The 16,384-nt window shown below is 45.6% G+C and carries 10 protein-coding genes and 3 tRNA genes; 2 read left to right on the top strand and 11 right to left on the bottom strand.

The window, feature by feature from the left end:
- Positions 1-62: 62 nt before the first annotated feature.
- From E2K74_RS08425 to glyQ, 3 genes are all read right to left on the bottom strand, one after another.
- Positions 63-854 carry an AAA family ATPase gene (locus tag E2K74_RS08425; RefSeq protein ID WP_151207119.1) on the bottom strand — a complete coding sequence of 264 codons (792 nt, stop codon included), beginning with the start codon at positions 852-854 and terminating at the stop codon, positions 63-65.
- Positions 855-921: 67 nt separating this feature from the next.
- A complete protein-coding gene (glyS, locus tag E2K74_RS08420) occupies positions 922-2,991 on the bottom strand; it encodes a glycine--tRNA ligase subunit beta (protein WP_151207117.1) in 2,070 nt (689 codons plus the stop codon).
- Positions 2,991-3,980, bottom strand: coding sequence for a glycine--tRNA ligase subunit alpha (gene glyQ, locus E2K74_RS08415; RefSeq protein WP_151205127.1), 990 nt, complete (start codon positions 3,978-3,980; stop codon positions 2,991-2,993). Before glyQ ends, glyS begins: the two co-directional genes overlap by 1 nt.
- Positions 3,981-4,656: 676 nt before the next feature.
- Between glyQ and E2K74_RS08410 the strand changes: the two genes are divergently transcribed.
- A complete protein-coding gene (locus E2K74_RS08410; RefSeq protein ID WP_151207115.1) occupies positions 4,657-5,769 on the top strand; it encodes an HPP family protein in 1,113 nt (370 codons plus the stop codon).
- 182 nt (positions 5,770-5,951) lie between these two features.
- Here the strand turns inward: E2K74_RS08410 and E2K74_RS08405 are convergent, their stop codons facing one another.
- The 3 genes from E2K74_RS08405 to E2K74_RS08395 all read right to left on the bottom strand — a co-directional run bounded on the left by E2K74_RS08405 (position 5,952) and on the right by E2K74_RS08395 (position 8,631).
- Positions 5,952-7,361 (bottom strand): SLC13 family permease, encoded by a 1,410-nt coding sequence (locus E2K74_RS08405; protein ID WP_151207113.1) that lies wholly within the window; start codon positions 7,359-7,361, stop codon positions 5,952-5,954.
- A gap of 87 nt (positions 7,362-7,448) precedes the next feature.
- Positions 7,449-8,231 carry a sulfite exporter TauE/SafE family protein gene (locus E2K74_RS08400; RefSeq protein WP_151207111.1) on the bottom strand — a complete coding sequence of 261 codons (783 nt, stop codon included), beginning with the start codon at positions 8,229-8,231 and terminating at the stop codon, positions 7,449-7,451.
- 190 nt (positions 8,232-8,421) lie between these two features.
- Entirely contained in the window at positions 8,422-8,631 is a 210-nt protein-coding gene (locus tag E2K74_RS08395) for a PspC domain-containing protein (RefSeq protein WP_151205123.1), read from the bottom strand.
- Positions 8,632-8,873: 242 nt separating this feature from the next.
- Between E2K74_RS08395 and E2K74_RS08390 the strand changes: the two genes are divergently transcribed.
- Positions 8,874-9,560 carry a hypothetical protein gene (locus E2K74_RS08390; protein WP_151207109.1) on the top strand — a complete coding sequence of 229 codons (687 nt, stop codon included), beginning with the start codon at positions 8,874-8,876 and terminating at the stop codon, positions 9,558-9,560.
- Between the two features lie 156 nt (positions 9,561-9,716).
- Here E2K74_RS08390 and E2K74_RS08385 read toward each other — a convergent pair.
- The 5 genes from E2K74_RS08385 to E2K74_RS08365 form a co-directional block, all read right to left on the bottom strand.
- Positions 9,717-9,792, bottom strand: a tRNA-Lys gene (locus tag E2K74_RS08385).
- A 56-nt stretch (positions 9,793-9,848) separates the two neighbouring features.
- Positions 9,849-9,924: transfer RNA gene (locus E2K74_RS08380), tRNA-Lys, on the bottom strand.
- Between the two features lie 23 nt (positions 9,925-9,947).
- Positions 9,948-10,023, bottom strand: a tRNA-Lys gene (locus E2K74_RS08375).
- A 191-nt stretch (positions 10,024-10,214) separates the two neighbouring features.
- Complete coding sequence (locus E2K74_RS08370) at positions 10,215-12,056, bottom strand: long-chain-acyl-CoA synthetase (protein WP_151207108.1); 1,842 nt, start codon at positions 12,054-12,056, stop codon at positions 10,215-10,217.
- Between the two features lie 175 nt (positions 12,057-12,231).
- Positions 12,232-15,735: an Rne/Rng family ribonuclease gene (locus tag E2K74_RS08365; protein ID WP_151207106.1), complete on the bottom strand. Its 3,504-nt coding sequence runs from the start codon at positions 15,733-15,735 to the stop codon at positions 12,232-12,234.
- Positions 15,736-16,384 lie beyond the last annotated feature (649 nt).

The following is a 16,384-nucleotide window of genomic DNA, read 5'->3' as shown; positions in this document are numbered from 1 at the left end:
GGATGCCTATATTGCAGAAATTACTCAACGCTTGAATCATCGTCCAAGAAAAAGACTCGGCTTTAAAAGTCCGAGTCAGGTATTATGGCAACAACATGGTGTTGCACTTCAAATGCTAATCTAAGATTATTAAAGTAAACAAATTTTGGAAGTTTTGTTGAAAGTTGTTTGAGCAATTTATAATAAATTATATTGGTGTTTAATTTTTTTAAGATATTTGAAATTCGATCTAATTCTTTTTGATTCTCTTCATCAATTTTTATTTCAGCTTGTTCAAGAAGTATTTTTAAACTTATGGCTTCTGATTCAATAATATAATAATTATCTCCTTTCGATTGATGTAAAATTAAAGTTATATCATGAATTAATTGTTCAGCATTTGATGACTGATTTAGAGCTTCATTTAACCGTAGGATATCTTTTTTTATACTCCCAAAAGTGAAGCGATCAAAATTTTCTAGAAGATGACTAGATCCTTTATAAAATTTATCTTTAACGTAAAAAACTTTTTCTAAATCTATTTCTAACTCTTCTATTTCTGGAAAATTAAAGAGTATCTGTTCTCTATCCGAGGATTCTAGGCAGAACGTACCTTTAACTAAAAGTGTAGAAGAACAAACTTTTTCTATTTCTTGTCCTTTAATATGATCAGCATACTTTGCACGCGGAAAATCTCGTAAGAGACTGACCTCTTCAACGTCACTAGCGGGGTTTAATTGGTTAATAGCTTTTAGTAAAGTAGTTTTGCCAGATTCATTGATACCAACTAAAACCGTTTTGATTTTTTCAATCTCGATTTCACCACTATCTAAAATACTTCGATAATTTTTTACATGTACTTTGATTAACTTCATTCTTATTGCTCAAAAAAAAACCCCACTAATTTATAGCGGGGTTTTGTTTAAACTTCAACTAATTAGCTTAGTGCTGTAACACCGAAATATCAGCCACTTTGGTAAACAGGTCACGTAACTGAGCAAGCAGACGTAAACGGTTTGCTTTTAGCTCAGCATCATCCGCCATGACCATGACACCGTCAAAGAATGCATCAACTGGCGCACGCAGGGCAGCCAATGCAGACAACGCAGCCGTGTAATCCTTAGAAGCAAACAGCGGCTCAACCACTGGTGTGATTTTCGCAAGTTCAGCGAATAATGCTTTTTCAGCATCTTCCACCAGGTTTGCTTCAACAACTTCACCAGCAGGAGCAGCCTCTTTGGCAAGAATATTCGCAACACGTTTGTTGGCAGCAGCTAGAGCAGCAGCTTCAGGCAATGTACGGAAGTGATTAACTGCATTGACACGCTTGTCAAAATCCAGTGGGGATTTTGGTGTCAACGCCTGAACCGCTTGAATCACATCAACAGCAACGCCTTTGTCTTCATATTTGGCACGGTAACGACCTTCAAGGAAGGCAACAGCATCGGCTAGAGTCTTCGCCGGATCTTTCAGTACATCGCCGTAGGCAGCCAAAGCCAGTTTGATCAGTTCTTCAATTGAAACATCCAGCTCGTTTTCAGTCACCAGACGCAGGATACCAATCGCAGAACGACGCAGTGCAAACGGGTCTTTAGAGCCAGTCGGTGCCTGACCAATACCGAAAATCCCCGTCAAGGTATCTAAACGGTCCGCCAGGGCAATCGTCGTACCGGTTTTGGTTTTCGGTAAAACGTCACCTGCAAATTTAGGTAAATATTGTTCACCTAAAGCTTCTGCAACTTCATCATTTTCGCCTTCAAGACGTGCGTAGTAAGTACCCGCAATCCCTTGAAGTTCAGGGAATTCGCCCACTAGCTCAGAGGTCAAATCGCATTTTGCCAGCAGCGCGGCTTTTTCAGCATCAGCAGCATTTGCACCGGTAATGGGCGCCAGTGCAACAGCCAGTTTGGCGATACGTTCAGACTTGTTCCAAAGCGTCCCCAATTCTATCTGGAAGATCATATTGGCCAGTTTCTCTTTACGAGAAGCCAGTGGCTGCTTCTGATCTTGCAGGAAGAAGAATTCAGCATCAGATAGACGCGGACGAACAACTTTCTCGTTACCTTCAATAATCTGGGCCGGATCTTTAGATTCGATATTCGATACAGTAATGAAGTAAGGCTGTAATTTATTTTCAGCATTTACCAGACAGAAGTACTTCTGGTTGTCCTGCATGGTGGTGATCAGCGCTTCTTGCGGCACGGTCAGGAAGCGCTCTTCAAAGCTGGCACGTAAAGCCACCGGCCATTCAACCAGTGCAGTCACTTCATCACGAAGGTCGCTTGGTACAATTGCAATCGCATTCACCTCATCCGCCAGCGCTTTGACTTGCTGGTCGATGATGGCTTGGCGCTCTTCAAAAGACGCCACAACGTAAGCTGCTTTTAACTTCGGAAGATATTCTTCCGCATGGGCCAGAGTAATCGCTTCAGGCGCATGGAAACGGTGACCATAGCTCAGGTTACTGGCTTGGTGGTCCTGAATCGTTGCTTCGATCACTTGATCATCTTTGAGCAATACCACCCATTTCACTGGACGTACAAACTCGGTACGGCTTGCCGCAGAGCGCATACGTTTAGCGATAGGTAAGTTGTCCAGCGCATTTTGTAGAATTTGCGGTAACAGCGCATCCAGGCTTTGACCTTTGACATCTTTGTAGTAGCACACTTTTTCAACTTTACCGGCCTGAAAAGTAGAGACCCGATCAACGCTAATCCCTTGACCACGCATAAAGCCTTCTAGGGCTTTCGTCGGTTTACCTTCTGCATCATACGCCGCCTGTACAGCAGGACCATCAAAACGTTTTTGCGTATCGGCTTGCGCAGCGTCAACATTGACAATTTTTAAAGCCAGACGACGGGGCGCTGCGTATGCTTCGATAGAATCAAAAGCCAGTCCAGCATCGTTTAAGCCTTTTACGGTTTCTGCTTGCAGCGCATCACGTAATTTTTTCAGGCTTTTTGGTGGAAGTTCTTCACAGCCAAGTTCAAATAAAATGGTATGTTTAGACATTATTTGTTCTCCGCTGATTTTTCTGCTTGGGCTGCTTCTGCTTCCACTTGGGCTTTTAATTGTGCCAAGACTTCATCACGCAGATGCGGTTCAGCCATTGGGAAGCCCAGTTTGGCACGTGCAGCAACATAACTTTGTGCGATAGAACGTGCAAGCGTGCGTACACGTAAAATATAGCGCTGACGCTCAGTCACCGAGATTGCGCCGCGTGCATCGAGCAAGTTAAAGCAATGAGATGCTTTAATGACTTGTTCATAAGCAGGCAATGGCAGTTCAGCTTCAATCAGGCGAGATGCTTCAGCTTCATAAAAGTCGAACAGATCGAGCATCTTCTCGATCGGGGCATATTCAAAGTTATAAGTCGATTGCTCTACTTCATTTTGATGGAATACATCGCCATAAGTCACTGTACCGAACTGGCCTTTGGTCCAGACCAGGTCGTAAACCGAATCTACCCCTTGTAGATACATGGCCAGACGTTCCAGACCATAAGTGATTTCACCAGTAACCGGGTAGCATTCAACACCACCGACTTGCTGGAAGTACGTGAACTGCGTCACTTCCATACCGTTGAGCCAAACTTCCCAGCCTAAGCCCCATGCGCCCAGTGTCGGCGATTCCCAGTTGTCTTCCACGAAACGGATGTCGTGTACCAAAGGATCAATCCCAATCGCTTTTAAAGAATCCAGATAAAGCTGCTGGATGTTGTCCGGGTTGGGTTTTAGTACCACCTGGAACTGGTAGTAGTGTTGCAAACGGTTCGGGTTTTCACCATAACGGCCATCTTTGGGACGGCGTGAAGGCTGTACATAGGCCGCGTTCCAGGTTTCAGGACCCAGCGCACGCAGGAAGGTTGCAGTGTGGAATGTTCCTGCACCCATTTCCATGTCGTAAGGTTGTAACACGACGCAGCCTTGCTCCGCCCAGTAGTTTTGTAAGGCAAGAATTAAGCCTTGGAAAGTATCAATATGCGATATGGCGCGACTCATGGTCATCCACTTAAAATTAGAGAAAAATTGCGCTCAATTATAAGGACTTTGCCGGAGTGTGGCAAAGGTTTAAGCTCTGATCCCTGTTTTTAAATCTTTTATGCGCTACCTGATTTCAAATGCACAGTTGGGATGGTTTTTTAGCCAAATCGCTAAACATCCAGGTAAAGTCCAATAGCGTTTTATCATCAAAAGGTTCTAGCTCGATAGTAACTTTTGGTTCATACATTAAGCTAAATCTCTGTGCAAATCTCAGTACAAGACGATGAAAATTCTGTAATTCTACATGAGTGATCGTGATTGACTCTTTGAACCTGTCCTCCATTCTCACTATGACGAGTAGCTGTTCTTCAGCCTTCATCTGACAAAAACGCATAATTTTTTCAGTGAGATCCGGAACAGGCAGGCAGATAGTGAGGTCTTTTACTTGAGCTAAAAGATGGATCAGTTCTGCTTGAGATAATAATTGTTAAGTGGAATAGAAAAGAATGATGAGACTTTTTAGCACTGATTCTATTTAATATGGTTTTAAGTATTTGATATTTATTGATTTTATTTTAAGCATTGTTGTATCAGTAAAAAAATCAATTTAGAAAAGATATAAAATGAATACATCTTCAATAACACTTGGTTTTATAATACGCAAAATTTGTAAAAAAATCAGACCAGGCAAAGCGTGTTTCACTCAAATCTCGAATGGCTTAATACCTTAAAACCCAATTTTAAAGTTCTTCCTTTTAAAGATCGTTTGTTATGTGGAATCGGTGCATTGCTGGGTCTTGGAGTATCCTCCCTGCTGAGTTACTGGATACTGGGAGACTTTGAGGCTTGGTATATTGCGCCGATGGGTGCGTCTTCGGTCCTACTTTTTGCTGTTCCAGCCAGTCCCCTGGCACAGCCCTGGAACATTATGGTGGGAAATACCATTGCTGCGGTGATCGGTGTGACCTGTGCCTTGTATATTGCCAATCCGACCGAAGCCTTTAGTCTGGCAGTGGCTCTAGCAATTATCCTGATGATGACCACCGATTCCCTGCATCCACCCAGTGGTGCGGTGGCTATTACAGCAGTACTGGGCGGTAGTGCGGTACATGAATTGGGCTATGCCTTTGTTTTTTATCCGGTACTGCTCAATTCGGTCTTGTTGATGGTAATTGCAATTATTTTTAACCGGATGATTGGCAAGCGTTATCCACAGCAACAGGCCCAGCTGAATACTCGTTCCAAAGACCCAACGCCGACCCAGAAAGTGACGATTCGGCCGCAAGATATTCAGGACGTGCTGGACCATCAGACCGAGCTGCTGGACATTAGTGAATATGATTTGCAAAAGATTATTTTAGAGGCACAAGACCTGGCCAATGCGCGTGCAGTCACCCAGTTCAGCTGTCAGGATATTATGACCAAGGACGTGGTCACATTGCATGAAACAGATAATATTCAGCATGCTCTGGACAAGTTTAAGCAGATGAACCTGATGAGCCTGCCAGTGGTCAATGCCAATGAAAAACTGGTCGGGACCCTGGCGATGTATGAGGTGGTGGAATGGTTGAAGCACGCTGGTGATCTTCGCAGCAGCTGGGAACATCCGGTCAAACACATTATGACCCGTAAGGTGGTGACAGTGCAGCCCTTGCAACCGATTCAGGATCTGGTGCCTTATTTTGTTGAACGTTCTTTTAATTATATTCCAGTGGTAAGTGAGCAGCAGCTGGTGGGGATTATTAGCCGGGCCGATATTATTGCCGCCTTAAATCAGGAACTGAACCATCTTAAAATGAAAGCTTAGACACTCAATTGCCTATAGCAGGGATGAGGCCTGTATTTTATTGAGTCTGCTTATCAGCCAGTTTTATAGAATTTAAGGTGTAGAAAAAAACAGGGCTTATCTTTTTGCAGACTAGAACAATTTGGAGATTCCCATAAAAAAGCACACCGGAGTGTGCTTTGGTCTGTATTTGAAAAGATAGATTAAATAAAGAACCAGTAAATAAATAGGGAAATCAGGAAAATACACATGATGTTCAGGACAAAGCCTACTTTCATCATTTCACTTTGCTGGATATGACCGGTACCAAACACAATCGCATTTGGCGGGGTGGCTACAGGTAGCATGAAGGCACAGGAAGCACCGATACCAATTACAATCACCAGAATTTCTTTAGGCATACCCATTTGGGCAGCAATGGCGGCAAAGACCGGAACCAGAAGTGCGGCAGAGGCCGTATTACTGGTAAATTCGGTCAGGAAAATAATGAAGGTCGCTACCACGAAAATAATCAGTAGTGGAGAGGCATCCCCAAAGGCATTGGCCAGAGTCTGACCCAGCACCAGTGAACTGCCTGAATCTTTCAGAACGGCACTTAATGTCAGGCCACCACCGAACAGATAGAGCACGCCCCAGTCGGTATTCTCTGAAATCTGTTTCCATGTCGCGGTGCCCAGAATGACCACCATACAAGCTGCTAAAATGGCAATCCAGGTATCGGGCTGGCTGATCCCGAAATTTTCCGTCAGCTTCTTGCTGAAAATCCAGGCGGTTGCAGTACATAGGAACAGAATCATGGTGGCGATACGGGTGCCGGTCCAGGGAATATCTTCAGTGATAAACTGGACTTTATGATTCAGTTTGGGACACAGCACCAGATACAGACTGACCAGCATGGCAGGTAGGATAATCAGCATCATCGGTAAACCGATTTTCATCCAGTCGGCAAAATCATAGTCGAGCGCCTTGGCCGCAATCGCATTGGGCGGTGAGCCAACCATGGTGCCAAGACCGCCAATACTGGCGGAATAGGCAATCCCGAGCAGAATAAAAACAAAGGTTTTGCGTTCATGCTGCACATCCAGATGTGCAAGTAAGCCCAGTGCCAGCGGTAACATCATTGCTGCGGTGGCAGTATTGGAAATCCACATGGAAAGCAAGGCGGTGACAATAAAAATTGCCAGCACCGAGACGCCAAGATGCCCACCGGAGAGTGAAATAATCCACATAGCAATTTTCTTGTCGAGTTTCTGGATATGCAGCGCCGTTGCCAAAGCAAAACCGCCGAAGAACAGGAAAATTACCGGATCAGCAAACGTGGCCAATGCTGCCTGAGTCGTGATGGGAACCAGTTCCTCACCCGAGGCCATGGGCATGCCCAGCAGCACCGCCAGCACGGGAACCAGTAGTGCAGTAATCGTAATATGTAAGGCTTCGGTCAGCCATAAAATACCAATAAAAATTAATAGGGCTAAGCCCTTATTGGCATTTTCATCATAGGGCAAAATGTTATACAGACCATAGGCAATCAGGGTGGAAAGAATAATCAGAATCCAACCCTTACGGCTTCCTTTGGGCATGACATTGGTCGGGGTGGTTAAATTAACACTCATACAATCTCCTTACTCCACATTTTATTTGAAAGAATTTGTCCTGGTTATTATTGATCTAATGTAATGGATATTGTCCTGAAAAATATACTACTTAATGAGTAGCGCAGAATGTTGTAATAGTGCAGTACTTTGCCAGAGTGCATGCAGGCCAAAAATCAGCAGCAGTCCTAAGACCAGAGATCTAAAATGTTGTGGTGATAGCCGATGGCGAATCTTTCCACCTATCCAGACGCCGGCCAGCGCAAATACTGTGATCCAGACTAAAATATACTGCTGTTGGGGATTGAGCTGTAGCAGGAGAGGGAAGAGCACACAGAGCTGCACCAGTTTACTGACAATAAAATTCAGGTTGCTGACCATCACGACTTCAGTGGTAGAAATCTTGCAGCTCAGCAGATACATCATTAAAAAAGGGGCCATGGCATTGGTGGCCCCGCCAATTGTCCCTGCCAGCAGACCGAACCCGAGCATGCTGCATACAGTGGGGCTGACCTGAAAAGGCTGGTGGCGCAGCTGGTCCAGCACATAAAACAGGATCACTGCGCCGAGCAATAATTTAAGATAGCCCTCATTCAGCCAAAGCAGTAATTTTACACCGAGCAGGCTGCCCAACAGGCTGCTCAGAATCAGTGGCCAGTATTTTTTAAAATGATAAGTGATGCTTGCGAGCATCCCCCGGGAGGGATCGGCTTTGAGTAAAATCAGGTTAAGCAGCAGGCAGGGCAGAATGACCAGAGCGATGGCCAGACTTAAGGAGTATTGCATCGAGAGTAACGCCGTACTCATCATTGGAAAGCCAAAGCCGCTTAATCCGTGTAACAGCGCGGCAAATGCACAAAGACATAAGATGATCCATTCTGCCTGCGTCATTGAATATCCATTTCTAGAAATACATGACTAAGTTATAGCGAATCTGCGGTAGGGTAAATAGCCAGCTTGAGATCGGCTTTAAAAAATAGAAGGAAAAATCAATAAAAAAACCGCAATAATTTGGGGGAATTATTGCGGTATAAAAGTTCACCACATTCAATCTGGGTGAAAACTTAAAGGAAAATAAGGGTTATTCTTCCAGCATCAGGTTCTTTTTTGGAATCACCAGCCATAAGACCAGATAAACCAAAATACCCGGAAAGGCCGCGCTCATCACCGAGAGCAAAACAAAAATAAGACGTAATAGGGTGACGTTCCAACCAAAACGTTCAGCAATACCGCCCATGACACCTGCAATCATATTGGAGCGGTTTGAGCGATATAAACCAACATTGGTCATACATATCTCCTGAAAAAAATAAGCTTGAATCTTTACAAAATGATTCATGAATTAAAAGATGGAGCTTTTTTGCAAATTTTAAAGCGTATCCTCCTGATTAATTCGTTAAGTAATGTTAATAAAGATTAATTATTTAGGCTCCAGCCTCTAACATAATGAAAAATTCATTGATTTATGTCAAAAATTTATACAACTCTTATAAGCCCTATGGCATATATAGCCCTATTGCGGTGCGTGAAAAGATGAAATCAATTGTGTCAGTTTATGCATTCAATACTTTGAGTCGGCTGGGTCTGGTATTCGCTGGTATAGCGGGGTTGTTGGCCTGTGATCGTCACCAGGTTCAGCCTATGCAGGAAATTGCTGGATCGGAACAGGCCAGTGGGATCAGCATAACGGCGGCCAATACCGTGCCTACAGAGCCGGTGGTCGCCAAGTCCTTGACCCAGATCGCCTCCCAGACCAATTTTCGGGCCGAAACAGCCGGGGAGTCTCAGCCTGTACCTGAATATGCTCAGGATTTTGTAGGACGCTATTGCGCTAAAATTCAGTGTGATGGCCGTTTTGTACCCTGTATCGAGGGAACAGCTGAATTTATTCTGACTTTATTGGCAGATGGTACAGTGCATCGCAGTATTGTGCAGCATGGTAAAATTTTTATTGATAATTCAAAGAACTCCGATGATGGCAATATCACCTATCGTAAAGATCGCTGGATCGTGAATCCGGAACGTACCGAGCTGATTATCCAGCGTAAAGAAGGTGCCAGCTTTTATTACATTATTAAAAATAGCAATCAGCTGGTGATGAATCTGGAAAAAATTCATAGTGAAAAAGAAACCATCAATCAGGAATTATTTGAGCGTGGCTATCCGGCACCCTCTAAAGCTTATGTCTTGAGCAAAAAAGATAATTTCCCGCCGCAATAAGCGATCAGACCTTGAATAATGTCAGGGGCATCGAAGGGTAAAAACGGGCTAGCTTGTTCGAACTTAGAATATACTTATAAAAATTAATAAGATAAGCGTTATGATCTAAACTGGAATGATCGGTTGATCAATAGAAAATTATTCTGAGGGGGAGAATGGTGGGTCGTCCGCGATTCGAACGCGGGACCAACGGATTAAAAGTCCGCTGCTCTACCGACTGAGCTAACGACCCATTCAAGATATTGCTTTAAAAGCGAAAAGAGCTTCGTATCAGAAGCCTTTAAAAGATGGTGGGTCGTCCGCGATTCGAACGCGGGACCAACGGATTAAAAGTCCGCTGCTCTACCGACTGAGCTAACGACCCATCTCTAGGTACATCAAAATAAGTGGTGGGTCGTCCGCGATTCGAACGCGGGACCAACGGATTAAAAGTCCGCTGCTCTACCGACTGAGCTAACGACCCTGAACCAACACTCAAACTTGGTCTGAATGTGCAGTGCAAGAAAAAGAGATTTCCTCAACACCACTTCCGTTTTGATGGAGCGTATTGTAGCAAGTTATCAACTGAGCGCAAGTAAAAATTAGCAAACTTGTTGATGTTTGTTTATAAATGCAACAAATTCACTCAATCTCTTTAAAAAATGCACTTTGAAACTAAAAACGGTATTGATAGGCTTGAATATTGTTGAATATTTCTTGAGTCAATTCACAATATTCTGTCGCATTCGGAAGCAAAACCAGCAAGCGTTCATCGGTTTTTTGAGGATCAAACGCCTGTTCTTTAAGCTGGTTTTTCTGGTATTTAAAGGTACCCGTAGTTTCCACTTGCTGCTGGATACGCAAGAACACCGGAATTGCATAAGTAGGCAAGCATTGCTTAAAGGTACTCACCATCTGTTTCAGGTCCTGTTCGTTCAGTTCACTGCCTGGCTGCAGGGTAATGGCCGCCATGCCGGCACGGCCGTTGGTATTGGGAATTTCCACGCCATAGACCACTGCTTCAACGATCTTTTCATATTCGGTCAGCATGTTTTCGACTTCAGTAGTCGAGACATTTTCGCCTTTCCAGCGGAAAGTGTCACCGAGACGGTCTACAAACTGGGCATGCCGAAAGCCGATATCACGCACCAGATCACCGGTATTGAAATAGGCATCTCCCTTAGTGAAAACGTCGGTCATAATCACGGACTTGTTTTTTTCTGGATCGGTATAGCCATCAAAAGGCGAACGACGGGTAATCTTGCCAATTAACAGGCCAGTTGCACCTTTTTTTACCCGTTTGCAGTGACCCTTGGTATCCCGGACTGGTTCATTTCTCTCTTTATCAAATTCGATAATTGCATAGGGCGTGGGCGAAAAGCCGACTGTATTGTCAAAATTAAATACATTACTAAAGCCAACATTGCCTTCGCTGGAGGCATATAGCTCTAGAACTTCTTTAATCCCAAAACGTGCTTTGAACTTGTCCCAGATATTCGGGCGCATGCCGTTGCCAATCATTTTGGTGACGCGGTGGCCGTGTTCCTGCTCCGAAGGCGGTGCATCCATCAGATAACGGCATAATTCGCCGACATATCCAATTGCGGATGCATCGAATTTTTTGACATCTTTCCAAAATGAGGAAGTCGAGAATTTACGCCGAATGGCCAGTGCGCTGCTTCCTGCAATCACGCCACACCAGCACACGACCATCCCCGTGGCATGATAAAGTGGCAGGGTGCAATACATTACATCCTCTTGATTCAGGTTCAGTACATGACCATAGGTGCCATAGGCCAGTGTCCAGCGTCCATTGCTAAAGATGACAGCTTTCGGCAAGCCGGTGGTTCCCGAAGTATAAATATAGAACAGGCCGTCTTTGCCCTGCACTGAGCCGGTGGTAGACGGGTTGAATTTCGGGAACAGGTCAATTTTTTCTGCTAGATTGACAAAGCCTTCGGGTGCCTGCCCAGCATCTGTTTGTGTATCTTGGTCTGCAAACCAGTGGAAGTGACCCGCAGCAATAGCCAGCTCATGCCGGATTTCATCAATTGCGACACGGCACTCTTCCCCGGCAATCACAGCAAACGGCTTGACCAGGTTGATGCTATGCGCAAGGACTTTGCCAACCTGTGAGGTATTGAGCAGGGCAATGGTCACGCCAATTTTTGCCAGACCAATAACTGTCGCGATGAGTTCGGGGCGGTTTTCGATCATGACCGCCCCCACATCGCCTTTTTGTGCGCCTAAGGAAAGATAGAAATGAGCAATCTGATTGGCCCAAGCATTTAAATGCGCATAGCTATAACACTGTTCTTCAAACAGTAAGGCATTTCCGTCCGGATTACGCATGACCGCTTTCTCAAAAGCCATACCTAGACCGGTTGGGGTATTGGGAGTACGTAAATAAGCCTGTTTTAGTCCATGCAGCAGGTTGGGTATTTTATTTAAAAAAGCTGGAATTTTGGCTGCGACATCTGCAATACCAATCAGATCGGGTTGGTTCATCTGGCTCATGATCTTCCTATTTATTTTTCGTATCCACTACATGTGATTTATATGCAATAAACGCTTAACTCTTATCTTTTAACGTTTAAAGTCTAGTGCAATCAACCTATTCTGACTAAATTTAGCAAAAAAAACCTAGTCACCGAAATGACTAGGTTTTTTTATCTTCCTACAATTGGGCGAATTATGACTCCGTTGCAGGATTTGCTTTTTTAGGTGGACGGCCACGTGGACGGCGTGGACGAGCAGCCTGCTTGTCGGCTTTCTCCGCCTCTGCTGCTTCAGTCGCTGTTTGATCTGCGGCAGGTGAATCCGCAGTTTCAGTGATAGGCGCTTTCTGTTCAGCTTGAGGCTTTTCTTCACGAGCTTCGCTGACTTCGGCCACTTCTGCAGCTGCTGGCGTGTCCGTCACTTCTTCAGCTGTTACGGCTTCTTCGGGCACTGACTCGACTGCTGTGTTTTCCGGGACTTCAGCAGTTACGGTCGCATTTGTTGGCGCTTTCGCCACATCGGCCTGAACTGTCTCAGTGCTGGTCACTTCAGCTTGTTCTGCTTTTACTGCCTCAGCCTCTTCGACAGGTGCATCAGCCAGTTTTTTTGCCGACCCGGCCTGAGCTTGCTGCTTCGCCTGCTGTAAGGCTTGCTCTGCTGCAAGTTTAGCTAAACGACGGCGCTCTCGCGGGTCATTGGCTACACGCGCGGTTGGCGTAGGCGCTGGCGGTGTTAAATCCAGAACTGGTGCAGGCTCTGCTTCAGGCTGTGCCTTGGCAACTTCTACATCCCGGGTGACAGGCTTTTTCTCAGGCTCAGGTGCTGCTGCTTTGGCTACAGTCGCATTATATTCCTGCGTAAACTTCAGCAAGGCACGGTTGAAGGTGGGTAATAGACCGAACTGTTCAATCAGCACAGAACAGTCTTCACCATATACATGGCGAATCAGGCTGCCCACCGTAAACTGACCCAGAGTCGGAATTTGCGACGCAGTCAATTGTGGTGTTTTGGCCTGTTGAGATCGACCTTCACGCTGTTGACGACGGCGCTGACGCGGATCATTGCTGGCACGCGGCTTGGTCGACTGAGCTTCAGCCTTGACTTGCGGCTCTTCTACTTCAGTTGTCTTCACCTCAGCCAAGAACTCTTCAGCCGGTGGAACCTCTACAGGTGCATCAGCTGGCGCAGTCACTTCAGGAGCTGGTGTTGCAACAGGTACTGCTGTGCCGTTTAATGCGACAATTTCACTGCTTGCCTGATCAATATTCACCACCATAGCTGTCGGCATAATGTCCTGACGCGGCGCATCTATCATCTCAACCTGAGGCTGTTTCTGGTTGATAGCTGCTGCTTCAGGCACTACCGGTGTTTCCACTGCTGGTTCATTCAGCACGCTTGGATCGCGGTGGCGATTCGGGCGTTCCGGACGTTGCTGGTTGCGGCGGTCACGACGTGGCACATTCTGTTGCTGCTCATTGTTCTGAGCATCATGGCTCTGTACAGTGTCGTTATGATGCTGACGGCGAGAATGACGTTTATGTTCACGTGCTTCTTGACGTTGCTCTTGACGTGATACCTGAACTACTTCTTCCACCACCTGATGAGAGGTGTTGGCGTGAGATGTCGATACAGTAGAGCTTTCAGACTGAGTGTGTTCACGTGTGTCTTTATGACGGCTAGGGCGCTGCTTTTTATGCGGACGCTGTGATTTTTCTTCACGCTCTACCAGCTTTTCAGTCGGCTCAGGCTCTTGCTTGTGTGCCACGGTAGAGGGCGCAAGATACACATTACTTGATGTTGCTGGTGCCACGCTGGCTACTGGTTGCGCCGGAGCTGCTGTATTGACCCGGCCAAACTGACCACGGCTAACCGCACCACCATTTACCATTTGCTCAATCGCGGCAGCAGCATTATTTGCTGTACGGGACTGATCTACAGTGGCTGCCTGTTTTTGTACAAACAGGTTTTCTAACCACGCACATGGGCTGCTTGATGCTACAGGAGCTGCTGCCTGAACAGGGGCCTGCTGTGCAACTTGCGGTTGAGCCGGCTGGTTTTGCTGATTACGACGTTTATTGTGATTGCGGCCATTGTTTTGTTGTGGCTGTGCAGGCGCTGGTGCAGCATGTTGCGCATGCTGTTCTTCTTCTAGATGCCATTCAGAAGACTCATAACCTAACTCTTTCTCACTTGAACGAGTGGCTTCTGTACGCTCATAGCTGGTCGGCGCAAAGCCTTCAGCATTATACGTGATTTCATAATGCGGAGTTTCCAGGTGCGGGTGTGGCAGCACAGTCACCCGTACATTGGAGGTTTGTTCCAGATAAACTAGGCTGTGACGCTTTTCATTCAGCATGAAGGCCGCGATTTCAACCGGAACTTCAACCTGTACTTCACCATGACGTTCACGTAGGGCAATTTCTTCGACTTTACGCATGATCGATAGGGAAAGTGAGCGTAAATCACGTACCATGCCTGTGCCATGACAGCGAGGGCAAACATAGCCAGTCGCTTCTTCCAAAGACGGACGTAAACGCTGACGGCTCATTTCCATCAGGCCGAAACGGGATAATTGACCGAACTGGATACGTGCGCGGTCACTTTGGGTCGCTTCGCGCAGTTTGGCTTCGACCATACGCTGGTTGCGGTCTTTGGTCATGTCGATAAAGTCGATCACGACTAAGCCGCCAATATCACGTAAACGTAATTGACGTGCGATTTCTTCAGCGGCTTCCAGGTTGGTGTTGAGTGCGGTGTCTTCCACGTCCTGACCACGGGTCGACTTTGCCGAGTTGATGTCAATTGACACCAGGGCTTCAGTCTGGTCAATCACGATTGAACCACCAGACGGAAGTTTGACTTCACGCTCATAAGCGGTCTGAATTTGGCTTTCAACACCGAAATGGGCAAATAAAGGCTCATTTAAGGTATAGGTTTTCAGCTTGTCAATTTGACGCGGCATGACGGCTTTTACAAAATTATAAGCTTCGTTATAGGCCTGCTCTGAGTCAATCAGGATTTCAGCAACATCATCACGTAAATAGTCACGAATGGCACGGGTTACGACACCAGCTTCTTGGTGCACCAGCATTGGGGATGGACCAGAATTGGCTGTGCTCTGGATTTGAGCCCAAAGATCCATCAAGTGTTGCAGATCAAGTTGTAACTCTTCCTGAGAACGGCCAATACCGGCAGTACGAACAATCACACTCATACCACGCGGTACGTTCAGGGAGGCCAGCATTTCTTTAAGTTCTTCACGTACTGCACCTGAAATCTGACGGCTGATACCGCCACCTTTCGGGTTATTTGGCATCAGCACCAGATAACGACCAGCCAGTGAAATAAACGTAGAAAGGGCCGCGCCTTTATTGCCACGTTCTTCTTTTTCCACCTGAACCAGAAGTTCGGTGCCTTCAGTGATCAGTTCGCGGATATTTGACGTTTGGCGAGGATCGGCTTTGTAATAAGAATTGGCGATTTCACGCATCGACAGGAAGCCTTGGCGACCTGCACCGTATTCAACGAATACAGCTTCTAAAGAAGGTTCAACGCGAGTCACGTGACCTTTGTAGATATTAGATTTTTTTTGTTCACGGGTACGGTTTTCTAAGTCGAAATCGTAAAGACGCTGACCAGTGACAAGTGCAACGCGAATTTCCTCGGCATGTGTTGCATTAATCAACATACGTTTCATGGGTGTAACACCTTATAGTGATACACAGCAAAAAATCGCTAGACACGTAGCGAACATCACACATCACGGATCAACGGCCCAGATACTAAATGTAAAGACATTGTGGTCTGAGTCTTTTTTTACCGGCTGCTACCTATATAGATCAGCTTCGGCTTTGATTCACGTATTGAGGATGACAATACGGCTTCAATCTTTAAATGATTAAAGTCACCTGAACGCTTCACTGGCGGACGAGCGGTGCATTGGATGTGAGTAACTTTCACTGTCACGTTGTTCGAAGATCAACCCTTCTCTGTAGATAGGGGGTCTTGATACGGAATTATCATCGTATCTTTACAAACGGTGCAGATCCAATGCATCAAACACTGTAGCCTGAAGTCGTTTCCAGGGTGCGACTAATCTGATGTGTATCAGTTTACGTTTAAAAACCAACTAGGTTGGCGACATATTTTTTCAGACAAACTGATTTATGTACCTGAGGTACAATTAAACGCAACAGTTTGCTTTGTTTGCCGATATAATAAGCCTTCGGCGTCGGCATAATTCTTTGGGGACCTTCCCGTATCATGTGAGTCTTTAATTGAATAATCAAATTCAGAAAAAAATCTGAAATGCTTCAATTTTTATTCACAAACGATGGTTTCCGTGC

It is taken from the genome of Acinetobacter sp. RF15B, from assembly GCF_007558235.1.
Classification (GTDB): Bacteria; Pseudomonadota; Gammaproteobacteria; order Pseudomonadales; family Moraxellaceae; genus Acinetobacter; species Acinetobacter lwoffii_C.
This window is presented reverse-complemented; position numbering and strand designations above follow the sequence as displayed.